General features: G+C 63.8%; 19 protein-coding genes. 8 read left to right on the top strand and 11 right to left on the bottom strand.

The genetic code is table 11. The features are described 5' to 3' along the window. Positions 1-15: 15 nt before the first annotated feature. The 4 genes from AB7G19_RS27255 to AB7G19_RS27240 all read right to left on the bottom strand — a co-directional run bounded on the left by AB7G19_RS27255 (position 16) and on the right by AB7G19_RS27240 (position 4,169). Positions 16-219, bottom strand: coding sequence for a DUF1289 domain-containing protein (locus AB7G19_RS27255; protein WP_028146760.1), 204 nt, complete (start codon positions 217-219; stop codon positions 16-18). Positions 220-263: 44 nt separating this feature from the next. Beyond that, complete coding sequence (locus tag AB7G19_RS27250) at positions 264-1,859, bottom strand: sensor histidine kinase (RefSeq protein ID WP_439034545.1); 1,596 nt, start codon at positions 1,857-1,859, stop codon at positions 264-266. Positions 1,860-1,996: 137 nt separating this feature from the next. Beyond that, complete coding sequence (gene nhaD, locus AB7G19_RS27245; RefSeq protein ID WP_071915184.1) at positions 1,997-3,274, bottom strand: sodium:proton antiporter NhaD; 1,278 nt, start codon at positions 3,272-3,274, stop codon at positions 1,997-1,999. 22 nt (positions 3,275-3,296) lie between these two features. Beyond that, on the bottom strand, positions 3,297-4,169 hold the full coding sequence (locus tag AB7G19_RS27240) for an NAD(P)-dependent oxidoreductase (RefSeq protein ID WP_439034546.1): 873 nt from the start codon (positions 4,167-4,169) through the stop codon (positions 3,297-3,299). A gap of 188 nt (positions 4,170-4,357) precedes the next feature. Between AB7G19_RS27240 and AB7G19_RS27235 the strand changes: the two genes are divergently transcribed. From AB7G19_RS27235 to AB7G19_RS27220, 4 genes are all read left to right on the top strand, one after another. Next, a complete protein-coding gene (locus tag AB7G19_RS27235; protein WP_071915182.1) occupies positions 4,358-4,795 on the top strand; it encodes a VOC family protein in 438 nt (145 codons plus the stop codon). A 108-nt stretch (positions 4,796-4,903) separates the two neighbouring features. After that, positions 4,904-6,046 carry an Mrp/NBP35 family ATP-binding protein gene (locus AB7G19_RS27230; protein ID WP_071915181.1) on the top strand — a complete coding sequence of 381 codons (1,143 nt, stop codon included), beginning with the start codon at positions 4,904-4,906 and terminating at the stop codon, positions 6,044-6,046. Between the two features lie 193 nt (positions 6,047-6,239). After that, entirely contained in the window at positions 6,240-7,331 is a 1,092-nt protein-coding gene (locus tag AB7G19_RS27225; protein ID WP_014496209.1) for a TRAP transporter substrate-binding protein, read from the top strand. Positions 7,332-7,855: 524 nt separating this feature from the next. Further along, positions 7,856-8,206: a YunG family protein gene (locus AB7G19_RS27220; RefSeq protein WP_071915180.1), complete on the top strand. Its 351-nt coding sequence runs from the start codon at positions 7,856-7,858 to the stop codon at positions 8,204-8,206. Between the two features lie 33 nt (positions 8,207-8,239). On the opposite strand, the gene AB7G19_RS27215 is transcribed toward AB7G19_RS27220, so the two are convergent. Together AB7G19_RS27215 and AB7G19_RS27210 are read right to left on the bottom strand one after the other, a co-directional pair. Then, positions 8,240-9,364 (bottom strand): alpha/beta hydrolase family protein, encoded by a 1,125-nt coding sequence (locus AB7G19_RS27215; RefSeq protein WP_439034547.1) that lies wholly within the window; start codon positions 9,362-9,364, stop codon positions 8,240-8,242. Positions 9,365-9,534: 170 nt separating this feature from the next. After that, a complete protein-coding gene (locus AB7G19_RS27210; protein WP_063984030.1) occupies positions 9,535-10,392 on the bottom strand; it encodes a hypothetical protein in 858 nt (285 codons plus the stop codon). Between the two features lie 464 nt (positions 10,393-10,856). On the opposite strand from AB7G19_RS27210, the gene AB7G19_RS27205 reads away from it, so the two are divergent. From AB7G19_RS27205 to AB7G19_RS27190, 4 genes are all read left to right on the top strand, one after another. Further along, positions 10,857-12,620 (top strand): cache domain-containing protein, encoded by a 1,764-nt coding sequence (locus AB7G19_RS27205; protein ID WP_441268388.1) that lies wholly within the window; start codon positions 10,857-10,859, stop codon positions 12,618-12,620. 131 nt (positions 12,621-12,751) lie between these two features. Then, positions 12,752-13,705 carry an ABC transporter substrate-binding protein gene (locus tag AB7G19_RS27200; protein ID WP_071915177.1) on the top strand — a complete coding sequence of 318 codons (954 nt, stop codon included), beginning with the start codon at positions 12,752-12,754 and terminating at the stop codon, positions 13,703-13,705. 160 nt (positions 13,706-13,865) lie between these two features. Continuing rightward, positions 13,866-14,540 (top strand): response regulator transcription factor, encoded by a 675-nt coding sequence (locus AB7G19_RS27195; protein WP_028146749.1) that lies wholly within the window; start codon positions 13,866-13,868, stop codon positions 14,538-14,540. Between the two features lies 1 nt (position 14,541). After that, the gene (locus tag AB7G19_RS27190; protein ID WP_441268387.1) at positions 14,542-15,942 is read left to right on the top strand and encodes a sensor histidine kinase; all 1,401 of its coding nucleotides are present in this window, start codon (positions 14,542-14,544) and stop codon (positions 15,940-15,942) included. Between the two features lie 125 nt (positions 15,943-16,067). On the opposite strand, the gene AB7G19_RS27185 is transcribed toward AB7G19_RS27190, so the two are convergent. From AB7G19_RS27185 to AB7G19_RS27165, 5 genes are all read right to left on the bottom strand, one after another. Then, positions 16,068-17,354, bottom strand: coding sequence for a M20/M25/M40 family metallo-hydrolase (locus AB7G19_RS27185; protein WP_441268386.1), 1,287 nt, complete (start codon positions 17,352-17,354; stop codon positions 16,068-16,070). A gap of 121 nt (positions 17,355-17,475) precedes the next feature. Next, entirely contained in the window at positions 17,476-19,077 is a 1,602-nt protein-coding gene (locus AB7G19_RS27180) for a TRAP transporter large permease (protein ID WP_166352235.1), read from the bottom strand. Continuing rightward, positions 19,074-19,613: a TRAP transporter small permease subunit gene (locus tag AB7G19_RS27175; protein ID WP_014496195.1), complete on the bottom strand. Its 540-nt coding sequence runs from the start codon at positions 19,611-19,613 to the stop codon at positions 19,074-19,076. The genes AB7G19_RS27180 and AB7G19_RS27175 overlap by 4 nt, the downstream gene beginning before the upstream one ends. A gap of 300 nt (positions 19,614-19,913) precedes the next feature. Then, positions 19,914-20,966: a GTP 3',8-cyclase MoaA gene (moaA, locus tag AB7G19_RS27170; RefSeq protein ID WP_085404869.1), complete on the bottom strand. Its 1,053-nt coding sequence runs from the start codon at positions 20,964-20,966 to the stop codon at positions 19,914-19,916. A 131-nt stretch (positions 20,967-21,097) separates the two neighbouring features. Beyond that, entirely contained in the window at positions 21,098-21,601 is a 504-nt protein-coding gene (locus tag AB7G19_RS27165) for a hypothetical protein (RefSeq protein WP_439034550.1), read from the bottom strand. Between the last annotated feature and the right edge of the window lie 11 nt (positions 21,602-21,612).

Below are 21,612 nucleotides of genomic sequence, written 5' to 3'. Positions count from 1 at the left end.
GGCGACGCAGGGCGGTCAGGCGCGTTTCGGCGATCCCGCGATCGGCTGCAAACCCGCGTCCGCCATGCGTGCCGGCAACAGCGCCATCACCGCGAGCCGTTCCGTGCTCTCCATGGCGTGCCAGCGCGCGATCTCCGGCAAGGTCCGGCCGCAGCCGAAGCACAGCCTGGTCTTCGGATCGATCATGCAGACGGCGACGCACGGCGTTTCTTTGCTCATGTGGACATAGTGGGGGATCGTCGGGCATGTCTGCAAGCATCTCGTTAAGAGCCCGTACCTGCGCTCATGATCGGCTTGTGGCGCGGCCGGCGCTTCTCGTCGGGCACCGCGGAACTGTCCGGCTGGAGCGGCGGAGAATCGTCCGACATCGGCGCCAGCGCACTCATCACGCGCTCCGGCGGGAAGGTGACGATGACCTCGGTGCCGATGCGCAGCTTCGATTTCAGCGTGAATGTGCCGCCATGCAGGTCGATCAGGTTCTTGGCGATGGGCAGGCCGAGCCCTGCACCCTGTTCGGCCGACTTGATCGAGTTGGAGCCCTGGCCGAACGAGGCGAGCACGATCGGGATCTCGTCCTCGGGGATGCCGGAGCCGGAATCCCTCACCGAGAGATATTGCCCGCCCGAGGCGGTCCAGCCGGCCTTGAGCCAGATCTCGCCGCCTTGCGGGGTGAACTTGATCGAGTTGGAGAGCAGGTTGAGCACGACCTGGCGGATCGCCCGCTCGTCGGCCCAGAGCCGCGGCATGGCCTGCTCGAACACCTCATGGATGGTGATGCCGCGGCTCGAGGCGCGCAGCTTCATCAAATGATGGCAGTCGGCGACGATGCCGACCAGCGACACCGCTTCCTCGTTGAGCTCGTAACGGCCAGCCTCGATCCGCGACAGATCGAGGATCTCGTTGATGAGGTTGAGCAGGTGCACGCCGGAATTATGGATGTCGGCGGAATATTCCTTGTAGACCGGCACCGCGTGCGCGCCAAAAATTTCGCTCTTCATCACCTCGGAGAAGCCGAGGATCGCGTTTAGCGGCGTGCGCAGCTCGTGACTCATCTGCGCGAGGAAGCGCGATTTTGCGACGTTGGCGGATTCGGCGCGGTGGCGCGCTTCGTCCGAGATCGCCTTGGCCTGTTCGAGCTCGCCGATCAGCGCGTCCTTCTCGGCGCGTGCCTCGAGCGTGGCGAAGGTCGAGGAGTGCAGGCGGTGCGCCAGCAGCACGAAATAGCCTTCGGCTGCGAGCGCGAGCGCCGCTAGGATGTAATTGTCGAGCGCGCCGGTGATTGCAAAGCTCAGCGCCATTGCGACCGCGACCGGCGCCGTGGCTGCGAGGGCGGCGATCGGCAGATTGGCGGCCAGCATACTCGACACCGCGATCACCAGCAGCATCAGGAACATCATCAGCGTTTCCGTGACCATGTCGAGCACGGGATGGATCAGGATCGCCATCCAGCACAGGCCATAGAGCAGGTCGAGCACGACGAAGTGCGTCCGCCATGTGCGCGTCGCCGCGGGCGAGGAGCCCTCTGCCAGGAAACGGTGGCAGCTGCGGATCATCGCGGCGTGGATGCAGAGCATGCCGGCGGTCCAGGCCGCGGCCGGGATCGGCTGCATCCACAGCCCGAACAGCACGCCGGTAGCGACCACCAGCAGCATCACGACATAGGAGGCCGACAGCCGCGTCTGGGCATATTGGCGCAGCATCTCGGCGTCGAAAGCCGGCCGGGTTCCGCTGGTCGACGTTAACTTGTCGCGCGCCTCGCGTACCCGCTGCGACGCAGCCCGTCGGCTGCTCGCCGATGGCGCGCTCACCGGCTCGGCCGGAAGCTGTACGACCTCTGGCTTTTCAGCGGGTTTACTCATCGAACAACAACATTCCTGCCTGCGCAAAGGCGGGCCTTCTGCATTGTCTATCTCTGGCAAGAAATCCTTAAGAGGTGACTTAAGGAGCTAAAGAATTACGTTAACCCGGCGTTAATTTTGAACGCGCGCAGTGCCGGTCAGTGCAGTGCCGCATGCTGGGCGACGTAGACCACCGCGCCCGCCAGATAGCCCGCGAGCGCGGGGATGGCGATGCGGCGAGCGTACCAGAGGAACTCGATCCGCTCGAGCCCCATGGCGGCGACGCCTGCGGCCGAGCCGATGATCAGGATCGAGCCCCCGGTGCCGGCGCAATAGGCGATGAACTCCCAGAGGAAGCTGTCGGTCGGGTAGTGGCCGAGGTCGTACATGCCCATGGTCGCCGCCACCAGCGGCACGTTGTCGATGACGGCGCTGAGCAGGCCGAGCACGACGACGATGACGTCCTGGCGGCCAATCGTCGCCTCCAGCCAGCGCGCCAGCATCGACAGGAGGCCCGCATGTTCGAGGCAGGCGACCGCCAGCAGAATGCCGAGGAAGAACACGATCGAGCTCATGTCGATCCGCGTCAGCGCATGCGCGAGCGTCAGCGGACGGCGAACATGCTCGTCCTTGTCGCGGTGAACGACCTCGCCGACCAGCCAGACGATGCCGAGCCCGAGCAGCACGCCCATGAAGGGCGGCAGATGCGTGACCGCCTTGAAGGCGGGCACGGCGATCAATACGCCGAGCCCGAGATAGAACATCAGGTTGCGCTCGAACGACCCGACGAGCTGAACTCCGTCGTCCTTGGGCGGCGGTGCGATGGTCTTGCCCTTCACCAGAAGGCTGATGAAGGCGAGCGGCACGAGCAGATTGACCAGCGAGGGGAGGAACACCGAACCCATGATCTTCAGCGGCGTGATCTGCCCGCCGATCCACAGCATGGTCGTGGTGACGTCGCCGATCACGGTCCAGGCGCCGCCGGCATTGGCGGCGATGACGATGAGGGAGGCGAACAGCAGGCGGTCGTCGCGCCTGGCGATCAGCCGCTGGATCAGCGAGACCATCACGATGGTGGTGGTCAGATTGTCCAGGATCGCGCTGAGGAAGAAGGTCACGAAGCCGATCAGCCACATCAGGCGGACCTGACTCGTCGTGCTGATGCGGGAGGTGATGACCTCGAAACCGTCGTGGGCGTCGATCACCTCGACGATGGTCATCGCGCCGATCAGGAAGAACACGATCTGCGCGGTGGAAACGACGGATTCGTCGATCTGCCGGCCGACCATGGCGTGGTCGCCGATCGTGGCCGCGTAGATCGCCCAGAGCAGCCCGGCGCCGATCAGCGCCGTGGCACTCTTGCTGATCCGGAGCGGGTGTTCGAGCGCGATCGCCGCATAGGCCAGAACGAAGATGACGGCGATCGCGATCAGCAAGGCGGGATCAGTTCGACAGGTGTCAGCGGTTCAAGCGCGCGAGCAGGCTCGACGTATCCCAGCGCTTGCCGCCCATCTTCTCGACCTCGGCGTAGAACTGGTCGACCAGCGCGGTCACCGGCAGATTGGCACCGTTGCGGCGGGCTTCGGCCAGCGAGATCGAGAGGTCCTTGCGCATCCATTCGACCGCGAAGCCGAAATCATACTTGTCCTCGTTCATGGTCTTGTAGCGGTTCTCCATCTGCCAGGACTGCGCTGCGCCCTTGGAGATGGTCTCGATCACGGCGGCGACGTCGAGGCCACTCTTCTTGGCGAAGTGGATACCCTCGGAGAGGCCCTGCACCAAACCGGCGATGCAGATCTGGTTGACCATTTTGGTCAACTGGCCGGAGCCGGCGGGCCCGAGCAGCTTGCACATCCGCGCATAAGCGCCCGTTATGATCGGCTCGGCGCCGGAATAGGCGTCCTGCGCGCCGCCGCACATCACCGTCAGCACGCCGTTCTCGGCGCCGGCCTGGCCGCCGGAAACGGGAGCGTCGATGAACTTGAAACCGGCCTTGGTGGCGGCAGCGTCGAGCTCGCGTGCGACCTCGGCGGAGGCGGTGGTGTGGTCGACGAAGGTCGCGCCCTTCTTCATGCCGGCGAACGCGCCGTCGGGGCCGTTCGCGACCGCGCGCAGATCGTTGTCGTTGCCGACGCAGCACATCACGAAGTCCTGGCCTTCGGCTGCCGCCTTCGGGGTCGCCGCGGTCTTGCCGCCGAACTTGTCCGCCCATTCCTTCGCCTTGGCCGCGGTGCGGTTATAGACGGTGACCTCATGGCCCCCTTTTTTCACGAGGTGTCCGGCCATGGGGAAGCCCATCACGCCGAGACCGAGGAAAGCGACTTTAGCCATGTGTGGTACCTTGTCCGTAGTTTGGGTTTTACGGTTTTTGCCGGGCGAGGGGGCGCCCGGTTCCGCTATGAGGGCGGATTAGGAGCGCACCATAAACCCTTGAGGCCAGAGGGCAACGGCTTCGTTTGGCAGCCGCCTGTGCTAGGATGGCGGGACTTAAGGTCCTACATAAAAAAGGGAGCGAAAGCATGGGCGGCGTGAGCGTTGGTGTCCTCGATCATTTCAACATCCGGACCCGGAATCTGGCCGAGACGGTCCGCTTCTATGAGGACGTGCTGGGCCTGGAAAAAGGCGCCCGGCCCGATTTCGCCTTCCCGGGGGCCTGGATGTACAGCGAGGGCAAGCCGGTGGTGCACCTCGTCGATATTTCCCCGACCTCGGAGCCACAAAAGCCGGATTCCGGCGTTGTCCACCATGTCGCCTTCGTCAGCCGCGGTTTCGACGGCATGAAGCAGCGGTTGACGTCCAAGGGCATGAAATTCGACTCCCGCCAGGTGCCCGGCGGCGACCTCTGGCAGATCTTCGTCCACGACCCCAACGGGGTCATGATCGAGCTCAATTACGAGGCCGCTGCGGAGCAGGGGGCTGCCCCCGCGGAGATGGCAGACGATATCGGCAAGCAGTAGCCTTTTGGCCGTTTCCGCTCTAATGGGGCATCCTCAAGCCTTGAGCGTGATCTGATCGGAAAGCCGCTCCACACTTTTCCGGATCATGCTCTGTTCAGGAGATGCGCTTTGAGCGTGACGCAGCAACAGGTTCTCGACAGCCTCGCCAGGATCAAGTCGCCCCGCGGGGTCGCGCTCACCAATGCCAATGTGCTGAGCGCGATCAGCGCGGCCGACGGCAAGGTGTTCTTCTCGATCAACGTCGATGCCGCCGAGGCGCGGGCCTGGGAATCCGTCCGGGCCGAAGCCGAAGCCGCCGTGCGCGCCATTCCCGGCGTCACCACCGTGATGGTGGCGCTGACCGCCGAGCGCAAGCCGGGCGCCGCGCCACCTCCGCCGCCAACGCCGAGCCGCGGCACGCCGGGCGTGCAGCCGGTCCACGCCCACAAGCCACCGCCGCAGGGCGGCGCCCAATCGCCGATGGCTCGCCAGTCCGAGATTCCGGGTGTCGCTGCCGTGATCGCGGTTGCCTCGGGCAAGGGGGGCGTCGGCAAGTCGACCACCGCGCTCAACCTGGCGCTGGGCCTGCGCGACCTCGGCCTCAGGGTCGGGCTGCTCGATGCCGACATCTACGGCCCCTCGGTGCCGCGGTTGACGGGCCTGCACGAGAAGCCGGCGCTGGACGGCGAGCGCAAGATGATTCCGCTCAAGCGTTTTGGCCTCGCCATCATGTCGATCGGCTTCCTGGTGGAGGAAGAGACCGCGATGATCTGGCGCGGTCCGATGGTGATGTCGGCGGTGACGCAGATGCTGCGCGACGTCGCATGGGGGAGCCTCGACGTACTCGTGGTCGACATGCCGCCCGGTACCGGCGATGCCCAGCTCACGCTCGCGCAGAACGTGCCGCTCAAGGGTGCCGTGATCGTCTCGACCCCGCAGGACCTGTCCCTGATCGATGCAAGGCGGGGGCTTGCGATGTTCAGGAAGGTCAACGTGCCCGTGCTCGGCATCGTCGAGAACATGAGCTACTTCCAGTGCCCGCATTGCGGCACGAAATCGGATATTTTCGGCCATGGCGGCGCGCGCCACGAGGCCGAGAAGCTCGGGGTACCGTTCCTGGGCGAGATCCCCCTGCACATGGCGATTCGCGCCACCTCGGATGCCGGAAATCCCGTGGTCGACAGCGAGCCGGACGGCCCTCATGCGGCGATCTATCGCGCCATTGCGGGGCAGGTCCGGGACCAGCTCAAAGGCGTTATCGCCGCGGCCTGAGCCGGTCTTTTGGGGACATGCGACTTTCGTAGAGCCCCGTCATGCCATTGTCGCGTTCCGAAAGCGGGGCTTCCGTGTTAAAGGCCACGGCAGTCAAGCCCCTTCGGTTCGACGCGACAAAAACGCGTCGCCGGAACGAGCGGCGACAACGAGGAAGTTTAGGGGAAACGCCCCAACAAGGAGAGACCTGAAGATGAAGCGTCGTGATTTCCTGAAAGTGTCGGCAGCAGGCGCGGCGGCGACCGCCGCGGTGGCCTCGCCGGCGATCGCGCAGTCCATGCCCGAGATCAAGTGGCGCCTGACGTCGAGCTTCCCGAAGTCGCTCGACACCATCTATGGCGGTGGCGAGCAGCTGGCGAAGTACGTCGCCGAGATGACCGACAACAAATTCCAGATCCAGGTGTTCGCCGCCGGCGAAATCGTCCCCGGCCTCCAGGCGCTCGATGCGACCTCGAACGGCACGGTCGAGATGTGCCACACCGTCTCCTACTACTATGTCGGCAAGGACCCGACCTGGGCGATCTACGCCTCGGTGCCGTTCGGCCTCAACGCGCGCCAGCAGAACTCCTGGTGGTACCAGGGCGGCGGCGAGCAACTCGGCAACGAGTTCTTCAAGAAGTCGAACGTGATCGGTCAGCCCTGCGGCAACACCGGCACCCAGATGGGCGGTTGGTTCCGCAAGGAGATCAAGACCGTTGCGGACCTCTCCGGCCTCAAGATGCGCATCGGCGGCATCGCCGGCCAGGTGCTCCAGAAGGTCGGCGTCGTGCCGCAGCAGCTCGCCGGCGGCGACATCTATCCGGCACTCGAGAAGGGCACCATCGACGCCGCCGAGTGGGTCGGCCCCTACGATGACGAGAAGCTCGGCTTCGCCAAGGTCGCCAAGTACTACTACTATCCCGGCTTCTGGGAAGGTGGTCCGACCGTCCACGCCTTCACCAATTTGGACAAGTGGAATTCGCTGCCGAAGAACTACCAGGCGATCCTCACCAACGCGATGGCCAACGCCAACAGCTGGATGGCCGCGCGCTACGACATGCAGAACCCGGCGGCGCTGAAGCGTCTGGTCGCCGGCGGCACCCAGCTTCGTCCCTTCACCAACGAAGTGCTCGAGGCCTGCCTCAAGTCGACCAACGAGCTGTGGGGCGAGATCTCGGCCAAGAACCCCGACTTCAAGAAGTCGATCGACGCCATGCAGGCCTACCGCTCCGACGAATATCTGTGGTGGCAGGTCGCCGAATACACCTACGACAGCTTCATGATCCGCTCGCGCACCCGCGGCTGATCTTTCGAAACGTCGCAAGACGACAGAGCCCGGCCTCGTTCGCGAGGCCGGGCTTTTTCTTTTGCAGCCAGCGGCCGCCCAAACAAAAATATGAAAAACAACCCCATGCACAGTAGAAGCGCGATGAGGGCAGGTTGCCCTGTGAATGCTGCTAACCATTTGGACCGTTGGGGCAAATCAGCAGGAAGGGGCAATCGTCGCGCAGCCGGAGCCAACGCGGCGATTTTGCCTGATCGCGGCATCTGGAATGACATCGTCATTTGCCGCGCGTCCGTTCCCGCATCGTCATTGCGAAGAGCCTTTGGGAAGAAGCAATCCAGACCGTCACCGCGGATGGACTCTGGATTGCTTCCGCCTTCGCCGAGGCTTCGGCGGACAAGTCGCTATGCTCGCAATGACGAGTGGATGGAGTTGGGGCTCAACCCAGCAACGAACCCGTTTGACACGTCGGGCAAAACAGTGGCAAAAAGCCAACATCGCATAATCCGAAATTGGCGCTTCGGTGCCGATCCCGTGAGGTGACGATGAGCTTCGATCCCGATGAGGTTCAACGCGCGCTGCGCAAGGCATGGTCGCTGTCGACTTCCAGCCAATGGACGCCGAACAATCCGGCGGCAGGGCAGTGCAACGTCACGGCGCTGCTCGTTCACGAACTCTTCGGCGGCGAGCTGCTGAAGACGCCTCTGCCGGCGGGCGATCATTTCTACAATCGGATCGAAGGACGGCGGTACGACTTCACAGCGAGCCAGTTCGATCAGCCGATTGCCTACGTCGACTTGCTCACAGATCGAGCCGACGCAGAGCTGGGAGCAACGAGCGACCAACTGGCCGAACTCAGAGCCGCTTTTCTGCGGCACCGTACTAAATCAGTTTAGTCAGCTTGTTGGGATCGACGCATATTGCGTCGTTCAGTTCTCGGTCGTACGTTGGCCGACGGCATAGACATGGCAGGCTGTGCCGGAAGTATTGCTTTTGCATTCCGCGACAGACCTGTCGCGCGCTTCCGTTGCCGTCCGGCTGGCGGGTGCCAGGCCACAGGCTCCCTTATCGTCGATGGCAAATGCCTTGAAGTCGCTGCGAATGGCCACATAGCTGGCAAACGCCCTCTGGCAGTCCGGCGAAAGACCGGTTGGTGTTGGAAGCGGTGCAGGCTCTGGCAGATCGATCGTAACCGCGGTCGGCAGTTTAAGCTCGGCAAGGAACGGCTCAGCGACTGTGAGCCAGGTTTCGGCCGCTGCCCCTATGATGAGGTCATGACCGTCGGTTCCAAAGGGCGGCAGGATCTGCAATCGCGCCGGCGCGCCGCCGGCCGTGTATGCGGCGATCATCCGATGCGCGAGTTCGGGGCCATATGACCGGTCATTTTCGGCGTAGAGCCAAAGCGCCGGTACGCGGGCGGTTCGGCCGAGTGATGCCACTGTGCCCACGAGACGATCGGGGCTGCAGGCTTCGTCCGGCTTGGCCATCGCATGATAACCGCCGTCGAAGTTCAGAACGCCTACGACGCCGGCGGGATTTCGCTCGGCGACGGCGAGCATGGTTAGCCCGCCGGTTGAGTGGCCGAGCAGCAGGATGTGGTCGGGATCGACCCAGGGCTCACGTCGGGCCGCCGCCATCGCCACAATGATGTCGTCTGCCGCAATGCGCTCGGCCGCGAGGTAATCACACGGCCTTAGCAGTTCCTCGGAGTAGCTCCCTCCAGACAGGCCGAAGCCACGACGCATGATGGACAAGGTCGCGTAGCCACGCTGGGCCAGAGCTACGGCCGGTGTGTTGAAGGCGGTCGGAGTACGCTTGGCAATGTTGCGGAAGAACGCGTCATCCCATCCCCCTGGGGTGCCATGAGTCATGATCACCAACGGAAATCGGCCGGGACGATCCGGGCGAACGACATAGCCGTCCAGCGTCAAATCCTTGCCGAACATCCTGACGGGCAATGTTATGGGCGCACTGATCAGGCCGGACATGAGCCCGGGGTTTTCGGCATGAGCAACGGTGGCGAACGACAGAAGCAGCGCGATCAGGATCCGCACGTGAAACTCCAGAACGGGGCGCCTTGTCAAAGCGGGCTTCGGCAATCTAGCGTGTAATCCAGCCTTCGTTCAACCGGTCACTCGCTTTTGACTGCCATGTGGACGTGACGTCCGAGCCGGACCCGCGCGCGTGTTGGTCGCGCCGGAAATCACCGTTCAAGACCACCGATCTACAGCTGCGGACCAGACAGTCTAACCTCGCGCTCGGCGCGGAAGACATTGCCATACAGGTTGCTGATCCATTGTCTTCCGCTCGAGGTTACGTTCAAATAACGGATCGCCGTCGGGACTTGCGGTGCGACCTTGGTCCAGTAGAACTGCGGATATTTGTGCACCACGTCCGCGGGTGTGGCGTATCCGAGCGATTTGTTGAGCCCTATCTCTTCGAATTCATAGAAGAGCGCATTTGATTTCTTCATGTAGTTCGGATCGCCGAGCTGGCCGATCAGATCAGCGGCGCGCAGCAACAAACCTTCTTCCTCGTCCAGATCATCCTTGAGTTCGCTCGTTGGTGCGTCTGTATAGGGAAAGCGGGTATATTCGATGGCCTGGGCAACGCGCGCGGCGTCGATCTGGTCGACTGCGTCGAGGCGCTCCACCGCGAACAATTTTGAGCGATCGACGTGATAGGGCGCAAGCGCTGCATCGGAGGAGCCGACCGGCAACTCAACCGTTCGGCCGGTACCATCAACGACATAGGCGCCCTCCTGGTCTCCGTAGATGACGCCCCGAACGTAGCCGATGTCGTGGATCAGACAGGCCAGGATAAAGTGAGCGTAATCGCTGGCCGTGGTTTGCCTCAGAAGTGAGCGGCCGATCAGGATGTCGTGCCCCACCAGCGTGACCAACAGGGTGTGCTCCACGTTGTGATACAATGCATCGCTGTTGCCGATACATTCCAGGGCCAGCTTCGCCGCGTAAGGGAGCAATTCCGGCAAGCTGGCATGCGATGAGCCGAAGCGGCCTTTTGTCTCCGAGATGAGGAACGCACCGAGCGCCTGGGACGTCAGTTCTGGAATTGTTATCATGAGCAAGGTCCTCGTCGACGAACCCCCAATAAGCCTGCTGCAGGATCAGGAGGGAGAGGAGGCCACTGGAAGAATGCGACGCCGAGCTGGAAATTGCCGGGCGCCAGCGAACTGAAAGGCGACGTCGCCGCCTCAATGGGGCTGAACATGACGTGAGGCCAAAGGCGGGGGTGATGCTTGACCTAGATCAACGTGGCTGCGGCGCATGCTACGTCTGCCCGGCAGCAACGCCCGTTCAGGGTGGTCAAAAGCCGGCGTGCGGCGCGAAGGCCAGTCAGCCGGAGGCTGACATCGGCCGACAATTCAGCCATGGCGCCAATTTGTCGCCGGACCGCGTGGCTGGTCGGCCCTAGAAAGCGCGAAGGGTGCACCGGTACGCTCGGGTTCGAATGAACCCCACCCGACGGCGGAGCGACATGTTATTCTGGGTCATTGTATTTATGTGATTATCAGGAGACCGGATCATGATTCCTCAGGATCGGTTTCGCGGCCTTTTTCATAAATATCTGTTCGCGCTGTTCGTGGCTGTCGCGATCCCACTTGCATTCAACGGCGTCATCGAGGCGTGGTTCGGCTATCGCGATCAGCGCGCGAGGCTCGACCAGTGGCTTAGCCTCCAGTCCGCATCCGCGGCCGCCGAAATTCACGATTTCATCCACGGCATCACGAGTCAGCTCGGCTGGCTGGTTCAGCTTCCATGGAGTGACGAGTTCGACGAACGCCGGCGGACCGACGCGTTGCGCCTGCTTCGACAAGCGCCTGCCATCGTCAGTCTCACACTCCTCGACGGCAATGGCCTGGAGCGTCTCTACATCTCGCGGATCGGCCTCAATCGTATCGAGAGCCGCACGGACCGATCAGCCGATCCCGCCCTGGTTGGTGCCCGCGCAGCTCAGATCTGGTTCAGCGACGTCAGCTACAATCGAGGCTCCGAACCGTACTTGACGGTCGGGATTGCCGGCAACCGGCCGGCTGTCGGCGCGGTCATAGCCGAAGTGAACCTCAAGCTGATTTGGGACGTGATCTCGGCGATCAAGGTCGGAAAGACCGGCTCCGCCTTCGTCCTGGACCGATCGGGTCGCCTGATCGCCCATCCCGACATCAGCCTCGTGCTCCGCGGGGCGGAGGAAGCAACCTCCAAACCATTTCGGGCTGTGCGGGACGCGATAGGGTCGAAAGCGGGCTTCGCAACGAGCCGGGATGCGCAAGGACACTATGTTGCCGCCAGCGCTGCTCCCGTACTGGGCCCCGACTGGACAGTCGTGGTCGTGCAGCCGCTATCCGAAGCTTACGCGCCGATCTATTCCGCCCTGTGGCGGACGGCAATGCTCCTCGCAATCAGCACCATGCTCGCAGGGATACTTGCCTATGCACTGGCGCACCGGATGACGGAGCCGATCAAGCTGCTCGAGGAGGGCACGGAGAGGATTGGTGCCGGGTCCTTTGACCACCGCATCTCAATCCACACCGGGGACGAGTTCCAGCGTCTTGCAAACAGTTTCAACAGAATGGCGTCCGAGCTGGCGCTGGCGCAGCAGCACCAGGAGCGCATCGCCAAGCTCAAGCGGTTCCTTGCCCCCCAGGTCGCCGATCTCGTCGATCGAGCCGGCGATGACAGCGTGCTGGACGGCCGCCGTACGGAAGTCGTCGTTGTCTTCTGCGATTTGAGGGGGTTCACCGCGTTTTCAGCAGGCGCCGCGCCCGAGGACGTCATGAGCGTACTGTCGGAATATTATGAAAGCCTTGGCAGGGTCATCACGAAATTCGAGGCAACGCTGATCAATTTCTCCGGAGACGGACTGATGGTGCTGGTGAACGCACCTGTCCCGGTCGTAGAGCCTGCATTGAGAGCCATCGATCTCGCCATCGACATGCAGACGAACGTGCAAGCCCTCATCGCCGGCTGGCGATCGCGTGGCTACCACATTGGTTTCGGAATCGGCCTTGCCAGCGGGCCGGCGACTGTCGGCCGGATCGGATACGAGGACCGGCTCGACTACACCGCCATTGGAAGCGTCGTGAATCTTGCGGCCCGGCTGTGCGGATCTGCCGCAGACAAGGAAATCCTGATCGACGCCAAAGTCGCCGCCGACGTCAAGGGCAGGCGGCCCGTTGAGGATCTCGGGGGCCGCGAGATCAAAGGATTTGACGAAGCCATTCCAGTCTTCGGAATATCTTTCGAGGCTCTCGAGCCGAGTGGCCGCGGGATGCCCGGCACAATCCGCTAGAGACTGTCCGCGTATCCGGGGCTATGCTCCGGCAAACGGCTGACGGCAGCGGGTCCGTGGGCATGAGGTGCGCCAACTCTGAAGCAGCAACGCTACGCAGACGCGCCAGACGGCGTGATTTTCTTCTTTGGATGGCAGGCGCCGCGACGTGGACGACCGTCTCGTATGGGCAGAAGCCCTCCATGCCGGTCATCGGATATCTTTGCCCGGAGTCACCCGAGCTCTTTGGCAGTCGACTTGAGGCTTTCCGACAGGGACTGGAGGAAGCCGGCTTCGTCGAGGGGCGCAATGTGGCGATCGACTTTCAGTGGGCCGCCGGACAATACTCTCGATTGCCAGCCCTGGCTGCCGAATTGGTCGCCAGAAATGTAGATCTGATCGTGGCTCCTGGCGGGGCTCCCGTGGCACTTGCCGCGAAGGGTACGGGTACGACCAAGACTATCGTGTTCGAGATGGGCGGCGACCCCGTTCAGCTACGCGTGGTGGACAGCCTGTCGCGGCCGGGCGGAAATATCACGGGGGTATCGAGCCTGAGCGTCGATGTGTCGCCAAAGCGGCTTGAGCTGATGCGCGACCTGTTGCCCACGGCGACCAGATTGGCGGTGGTCGCCAACCCGACAAGTCCGACCGCACCATCACAATTGCAGAAGCTTCAGGCGGCCGCAGAAACCCTGCGGGTTCAACTGCAGATCTATAGCGCAAGCAAGGAGGATGAATTTGAATCCGTGTTCGCGGCCGTTGCCAGGGACGGGCCAGGCGGAGTTGTGTTTACCTCCGACCCTTATTTTGCATTTCGCAGTGCCCGGCTGGCGGCTCTCGCGATGAAATATCAATTGCCCGCAATCACGCAGACCCGAGACTTTCCCGTGGCTGGAGGCTTGATGAGCTACGGAGGAGATTTCATGCAGTCGCACCGTCGCGCGGGTATCTATGCCGGACGCATTCTGTCGGGCGAGAAGCCTTCTGATCTTCCGGTTCAACTCGTCACGAAGGTGGAGCTCGTTGTCAATTTGAAGGCCGCGAAACTGCTCGGCCATCCGTTCTCCGCAGCAGTCATTGCCGGCGCGGACGAGGTGATCGAGTAAATCATCATGGGAACGCGCCCAGGTCGGCTTACACGAACCTGACAGGGGCGCGGGCTAGCTTGCCACGCGCTTTTTCGCTGGCCGAGGCGGCCGGAATGGTGGAAGAGAGCGAAGATGCGGCGCGAGCCGTGATTGCACCGGAACATCCGGCGGGACTGCGATGCGCCTTCTGATCGTCGAGGACAATGTCGAGCTGTCGCGGCTCGTTGCCGCCGGGCTGTCGGCCGCCGGCTACCAGAGCGACATCGTGAGCACCGCGGCCGAGGCACGCGAGGCGGTCAGCAGCGTCAGCTATGCTGCGATGATCCTCGACCTCGGCTTGCCCGACGGCGACGGCCTGTCGGTGCTGCGCGAGCTGCGCCGGCAGATGGAGCCGCTGCCGGTGCTGGTGCTGACCGCGCGTGGCGGCCTGCAGGACCGCGTCAGCGGCCTGCGCAGCGGCGCCGACGACTATCTCGCAAAGCCGTTCGCCATGGAGGAGCTGGTGGCGCGGCTGGAGGCGATCCTGCGCCGGCCCGGCCAACTGCTCGGCCGCTCGCTGCGGCTCGCCAATCTCGTCTACGACACCGAAAGCCGCCAGATCTTCGTCGACGACCAGCCGCGGATCATCTCCGCGCGCGAGACCTCGGTGCTGGAAATCCTGCTGCGCCGGCAGGGGCGGGTGGTGCCGAAGAAGAACGTCGAGGACCACATCTTCGGGCTCGAAGGCGAGGTCGCCTCCAACGCGGTCGAGGTCTACGTCTCGCGGCTGCGCAAGCAGCTCACCGAGCACGGCGCCAAGGTCGTGATCCACACCATCCGCGGCGTCGGCTATCTCATGTCCGAGGAGAAATAGCGTGGCGGCCGCCGGGGCCTATGGCAGATCGCCGACATTCAAATCGTTGATCTGGCGCATCGTGTTCATGCACATCGTGGCGGTCGCGGTGGTCGCGATCTTCCTTCCGCTGGTGCTGTTCTGGCTGCTCAATTCCGAAGTCGACCAGCTGCACCGCGAAGCCATGCGGGCGCAGGCCGAGGTGCTGGCCGAGCGCATTGTCGCCGCGCCGGACGGCCTGCTGACGTTCAACCTGCCGGACAGCCTGCGGGGCCTCTATTCGGAAGCCTACGGCCGCTATCTCTACGATATCCGCGATGCCGACGGCCGTTTGCTGTTTTCGTCCCGCCGCAAGACGGGAGCGGCAGCGTCGGCGCCGCCGACACTTTCCGAGACGATTTCCGGCGCCGGCGTCACCCGCATCATCGACGGCAAGATCGTGCGCATCCGCGTCGCCGAGGATCTGGCGCATCGCGACGTCATCATCGACGACATCATCTCGAACTTCTTCCGCCGGGTCGGGTGGATCACCATTCCGATCCTGCTGATCCTGCTCGCCGCCGACATCATCATCTTCCGCCGCGCCATCGCGCCATTGTGGAAGGCCTCGGAGGAGGCCAGCAATATCGGACCGGCGCGCACCGACATCCGCCTGCCGACGGAGCAGATCCCGCGCGAGATCATGCCGCTCGTCATCGCCGTCAACCAGGCGCTCGACCGGCTCGAGGACGGCTTTCGCGTGCAGCGGCAGTTCACGGCGGATGCCGCGCATCAATTGCGGACGCCGCTCACGATCCTGCGCACGCGGATCGAGACGCTGGGCGATGGCGCCGCAAGGCAGGCGCTGCACGACGACATCGAAGGCATGAGCCGCATCGTCGCCCAGTTGCTGGAGATCGCCGAGCTCGACACCTTGGTGCTCGATCCCGGCGAGACCGCGGACCTGCGCGCCGTCTGCGCCGAGGTGGTCGGCTCCATCGCGCCGTTCGCGATCGCGCAGCACAAGGACATCGCGCTGAAGGGCGCCGACGCGCCGGTGCTGATCCACGGCAATGCGGAGATGCTCCAGCGCGCGATCTTCAACCTCGCCGAAAACGCCATCAAGTTCACGGCGAAGGATACCGCCGTCGACGTCGAGGTGCGCGAGGACGGTTCGGTGCGCGTGCGCGATTGCGGCCCCGGCATTGCGGAGGCCGAGCGCGAGCTGATCTTCCAGCGCTTCTGGCGCGCCGACCGCCAGCGCAGCGACGGCGCGGGCCTCGGGCTCTCGATCGTGCGCGGGGTCGCGGACGATCATGCCGCGACGGTGGCGGTGGAAAATCTTCCCGGCGGCGGCGCGGAGTTCACGCTGCGGTTTCGGCTGGCGGACAGGGTTGCCTCTTCACCCTCTCCCCTTGTGGGAGAGGGTGGCTCGCCGCGATAAGCGGCGAGACGGGTGAGGGGTTCTCTCCGCGAGTCCAACTCTCATTAAAGCGTGCGGATAGAGACCCCTCATCCGGCGCTTCGCGCCACCTTCTCCCACAAGGGGAGAAGGGAAGAAAGCGGCCGCTATTTCAGCTTGCCCGTGGACAGGTCCATGATCATGCGCGTGGCCAGATAGAGCCGCGGCACGATGCTGTTGATCTGCACATATTCGGCATCGTTGGAGTGCGCGCCGAAGCCTGACAGGCCCATGCCTTCCACCACGGCGCCGCTGGTCTTGAGCGCGGCAAATGCGGCGTCGGTGCCGCCGCCGGTCGCCTTCTCGTCGACCTTGAGGGACAGTCCGATCTCCCCATAGATCGTCTTGCCGTAGGCCGCGACGCGGCGTGAGGCGTCGTTGGCCTCCAGCGGCGGGCGGCGCACCTCGAATTTCAGCTCGACCCTGGAGTCGGGCAGCAGGCGGTTCTTGATCTTCTCCTGCAGCGCCTTCTGCAACTCGTCGAAATCTGCGACCTTGAGCGCACGTGCGTCGGCCTGGGCCGAGGCGTCGGCCGGGATCACGTTGCGGTTGGTGCCGGCCTTCGAGACCGTCCAGTTCAGCTTCAGGCCTTGCTCGGGCTTGGACAGGTCCTTCATCTGCAGCACCTGGTGCGAGAGCTCGTACAGCGCGTTGACGCCGCCCTCGGGCCGCGCGCCGGCGTGCGAGGACTTGCCATGCACCGTGAGATAGGCTGAGCCGATGCCGCTGGTGGCAAGGCGCAGCGTGCCGTCGGTGCCGCCGCCCTCGAACGAGAACACCACGTCCTGATCCGCGGCAAATTTGGTGATGGTGCTGCGCCAGCCGGGCGAGGAGATCTCCTCGTCGCCATTGGTGAGCACCGTGAGCGTGCCGTAATCCCTAAAATTGAGTTTCTGGAGCATCGCCACGGTATGGAGAATGAGCGCGACGCCCTGCTTGTCGTCGGCAATGCCGAGGCCGTAGGCCTTGTCGCCGTCGACGCGGAACGGCTGGTCCTTAAGCATGCCCTTCAGGTACACCGTGTCCATGTGGGCGATCAGCATGATCTTCTTGCTGCCGGTGCCCTTGAACACGGCGTGCACGGCCGGGCCGATTGTCTCGGGCGTGTCGTCGAGGCGATAGACGTCGGTGGGGTGCAAAATCTCCACCGTGCCGCCGAGCTGCTTGAGCTGGCCGGCAACGCGCTCGGCGATCTGGTTCAGGCCGTCGATGTCCTTGCTGCCGGATTCGATGCTGACGAGATCGCGCAGCGTGTCGAGCAGCGGCTGCTGCTCCTTTTGCGCCAGCGCATGGACATCGCTCATCGGTTCCGCATGCGCAAACGTTGCGGCACATGCCAGCCAGAGCGACGCGATCAAGGGGGCGAGCGACGGAGCGGGGAGCGATCGGGACATGCGCGGCGGTCCATCAGTTGGAGGATGGCCCGGTATGCCCGTGTTTCCGGCGCTTGTCACGTGCGCGGGCGCGCGCGTCATGAACCGCCGAGGCGGAACATGACGGCGATGGTTATGGCCGCTATTTCTGCGGCGGTCCGAGATCCAGTGGCGGCAGGTCGATCTGCGGCACTTCGATCTTGACCTTGTCGAGATCGACGTTGAGCGGCTTGTCGAGCAGGCCCGTCACCGTGATCGGGAAGATGATCACGAGCAGCACCATGATCAGCTGCAGGCCGATCCAGGGGATTGCGCCCCAATAGATGTCGGAGCTCTTCACTTCCTTCGGCGCCACGCCGCGCAGATAGAACAGCGCGAAGCCGAACGGGGGATGCAGGAACGAGGTCTGCATGTTTACGCACAGCATCACGCCGAACCAGATCAGCGCCGCGTCCGGTCCCACCACGGGGGCGAGGACCTTCTGCGCGATCGGCGCGATCATCGGCAGGATGATGAAGGCGATCTCGAAGAAGTCGAGGAAGAACGCCAGGAAGAAGATGAAGAGGTTGATGAAGATCAGGAAGCCCCACACGCCGCCGGGCAGCGAGGTCAGGAGATGCTCGAGCCAGACGCCGCCGGAGACGCCGAGGAACACCACCGAGAAGCAGGTCGAGCCGATCAGGATGAAGGTGACCATGCAGGTGAGGCGCATGGTGGACTCGTAGCCCTGCTTGATCAGGTCGCGCAGCTCGGGGATGCGTGCGGCCTGGATGCAGATCCACGCCACGGCGAGATAGGTGACGGCGAACGAGAGCCTGAAGACCAGGTTCTCGGTGAACAGCATCGCGACGATGGTGCCGACGCCGGCGGCGATCACGCCGCCGATCAGGATCATGCGGTCCTTCGAGGTGAAGTCCTTGTGATGGATCGCGGCGAGCACGATGGCGCCGACCGCGCCCATCGCGCCGGCTTCCGTCGGGGTCGCAAGACCCATCATCATGGTGCCGAGCACGACGAAGATCAGCACGGCCGAGGGGATGATGCCCATCAGGCACTTCTTCCACAGCGCCCAGCCGGTCAGCGTGCGCGCTTCCTTCGGCACCGGCGGCACGTGGCTCGGCTTGATCAGGCCGAGGATGAAGGTGTAGCCGGCGAACAGCATGATCTGGAACACCGAGGGACCCCAGGCGCCGAGATACATGTCGCCGACCGACTTGCCGAGCTGGTCGGCGAGCACGATCAGCACCAGCGAGGGCGGCACCAGCTGCGTGATCGTGCCGGAGGCCGCGAGCACGCCGGTGATGTAGCGCATGTTGTAGCCGTAGCGGATCATCACCGGCATCGAGATCAGCGCCATGGCGATGACCTGCGCCGCCACCGTGCCGGTGATGGCGCCGAGGATGAAACCGACGATGATGACGGAATAGCCGAGGCCGCCGCGGACCGGGCCGAACAGCTGGCCCATCGAGTCCAGCATATCTTCGGCCAGTCCACATCTCTCTAATATGGCGCCCATGAAGGTGAAGAACGGGATCGCGAGCAGCAGCTCGTTGGAAAGCACGCTGCCGAACACGCGGCCGGGAATCGCCTGGAGGAAGTTGAGGTCGAAGAATCCGAGATAAATGGACAGGAAGCCGAAGGAGAGGCCGACCGCCGCGAGCGTGAACGCGACGGGGAAGCCGATCAGCATCGCCAGAACCAGGCCGCCGAACATCAGCGGCGGCATCATTTCCAGCGTAATCATTGGGTCGGCCTCTCGTACTTGGCGTCGATCGTCACATAGCCCTGGAGAGCCGCGATACGCTTGATGACTTCGGAAACACCCTGGAGCGCCAGCAACACGAAGCCGGCGGGGATCACGAACTTGATGGGCCAGCGGATCAGGCCGCCGGCATTGCCCGACATCTCGCCGACGTTATAGGCCTGCATGAAGAACGGCCAGGACAGATAGGCGAGCAGGAGGCAGGAGGGGATCAGGAAGCAGAGCGTGCCGATCATGTCGAGCCAGAGCTGGCCGCGTTCCGAGAGCGTGAGGTAGAAGATCTCGACGCGGACATGCTCGTTGCGCTTGAAGGTGTAGGACGCGCCGAACATCACCAGGATGGCGAACATGTACCATTGCAGCTCCAGCCAGCCGTTCGAGGAGTTGCTGAAGGCATAGCGGATCATGGCATTGGCCGCGCTGACCAGGCACGCCAGCAGCACCAAGATGTTACAGACGTACCCAATCTTTTCATTGAGGGCGTCGATGGCGTTGCTCACCGCCAGCAATGGACGCATCTTACTTTCTCTCCGTCGCCGTCGCGGCCCAACACTTTACGGGAGGCTTCAGCACGCATCGCCTGGCCGGCGTGCGAAAAGCACGCGACCGCACGGACAATATTCCGGAGCGATTGCGGCGTCAGTCCTCCCCTCGTGCCTTGCCGTCTTGACCGCGACCGCCAAAGGGGCGCGGCCGGCTTATTGCTGCCGGGCAAGCAAAGGCGGCTGCACCAAACCAGCGGGCTTGTGCGCCGTCAATCGGAAAATGGGCAAATTGACGCCGAGTCAAAAGCTTATGGCGGGGAGGGCGCGAATCCCTCAGCCGCCCGTGACGCTCATGTGCCTGGAGACGCTGGGGCGGTCGTGGCGGCGGTCGATGATGAAATCGTGGCCCTTGGGCTTCAGCCCGATGGCGCGGTCGATCGCATCCGCAAGCAGCATGTCGTCGTCAGATGCACGCAGGGGTTTGCGCAAATCTGAAGCATCCTCGTGGCCGAGGCAGGTGTGCAGCGTGCCCGTGCAGGTGATGCGCACCCGGTTGCAGGATTCGCAGAAATTATGGGTCATCGGCGTGATGAAGCCGAGCTTGCCGCCGGTCTCGGCAACGCTGACATAGCGCGCCGGCCCGCCGGTGCTCTCGGCCAAATCGGTCAACGTGAATTGCTGGGCGAGCCGCGCGCGCACCAGCGACAGCGGCAGGTACTGGTCGATACGGCCCGAGCCGATCTCGCCCATCGGCATGACCTCGATCAGCGTCAGGCCCATGCCCTTGCCGTGCGCCCAGCGCATCAGGTCGGGAAGCTCGTCCTCGTTGAGGTTCTTCAGCGCCACCGCGTTGATCTTCACGCCAAGCCCAGCGGCACGCGCGGCTTCGATGCCCTCCAGCACCTTGTCGATCTCGCCCCAGCGGGTGATCTCGCGAAATTTCTTGGGATCGAGCGTGTCGAGCGAGACGTTGATGCGGCGGACGCCGCAATCGGCGAGCTCCCGGGCGTGTTTCGCAAGCTGGGTGCCGTTGGTGGTCAGGGTCAGCTCGCTCAGGGCACCGCTCGAAAGGTGGCGGGACAGCGAGCGCACCAGCGTCATCACGTTACGGCGGACCAGCGGCTCGCCGCCGGTGAGCCGCAGCTTCTTCACGCCCTTGGCGATGAAGGCCGTGCAGAGCCGGTCGAGCTCCTCCAGCGTCAGCAGGTCCGCCTTGGGCAGGAATGTCATGTCTTCCGACATGCAATAGAAGCAGCGCAGATCGCAGCGGTCGGTGACGGATACGCGCAAATACGAGATGGTCCGCCCGAACGGATCGGTCATCGCGCTCGACAGCGCGTCGCGGGGGCTCGCTGCTGCGAGAGGGCTCGCGGAAGGTCCGTTCATACCAGATGCCTTGCCAAATGCCTTGTCACTTACGGCGACGGGCGCACCTTTGCTTCAGTGGTGCTCTGGAAGCAATCTAAGCATCGGACGCGGTTAGGACAATCGGGTGGTATACGTAATCAGCGCTTGGATCAGCGCTTTCCTGCGTTCGGATCGGGAAACGGCGAGGCCGCCACCGCAGCAGGTGCAGCATCCGCAGGGGCCGCAGCGGGTGCGGCATCCGCAGGCGCCGCGGCGGCTGCGGCCGGCTTCGGCTTCTTCGGCCGGTGCGGCTTCTTCACAGGCTTGGGCGGCACTGCCGGCTGGAGTTCCGCAAACACCGGATTCGGATCGGTGGTGACCGTGGCGGCTGTGGTCAAATCGCCGGGGTTCTTGATCACGTTCACGGGCACGCTGGCCGGCTGATATTTCGGCAGCGCGAAAGCGACGGTGAAGGGGGCGTCGGGGGCGGGAACCGAGACGGAGCAGGGGGTCTTGCAACCCGCACCCAGCGAGGTCGTAGCGTCAGCCCCCGGAGGATTGGATTCGAGCCGGACCTGGACGGTCGGCGGCGCCGATTTGAACATGTCCCAAGACATCGAGGAGCAGCCACCAAGGCTCGCTCCCGCTAGCGCAATCGCGATGACACGACGCATGACCACCCACT

The organism is Bradyrhizobium sp. 215_C5_N1_1, from assembly GCF_052075935.1.
GTDB classification, from domain to species: Bacteria; Pseudomonadota; Alphaproteobacteria; order Rhizobiales; family Xanthobacteraceae; genus Bradyrhizobium; species Bradyrhizobium barranii.
Note: the sequence above shows the minus strand (reverse complement) of the source record. Positions and strands in the feature narration are given on the sequence as shown.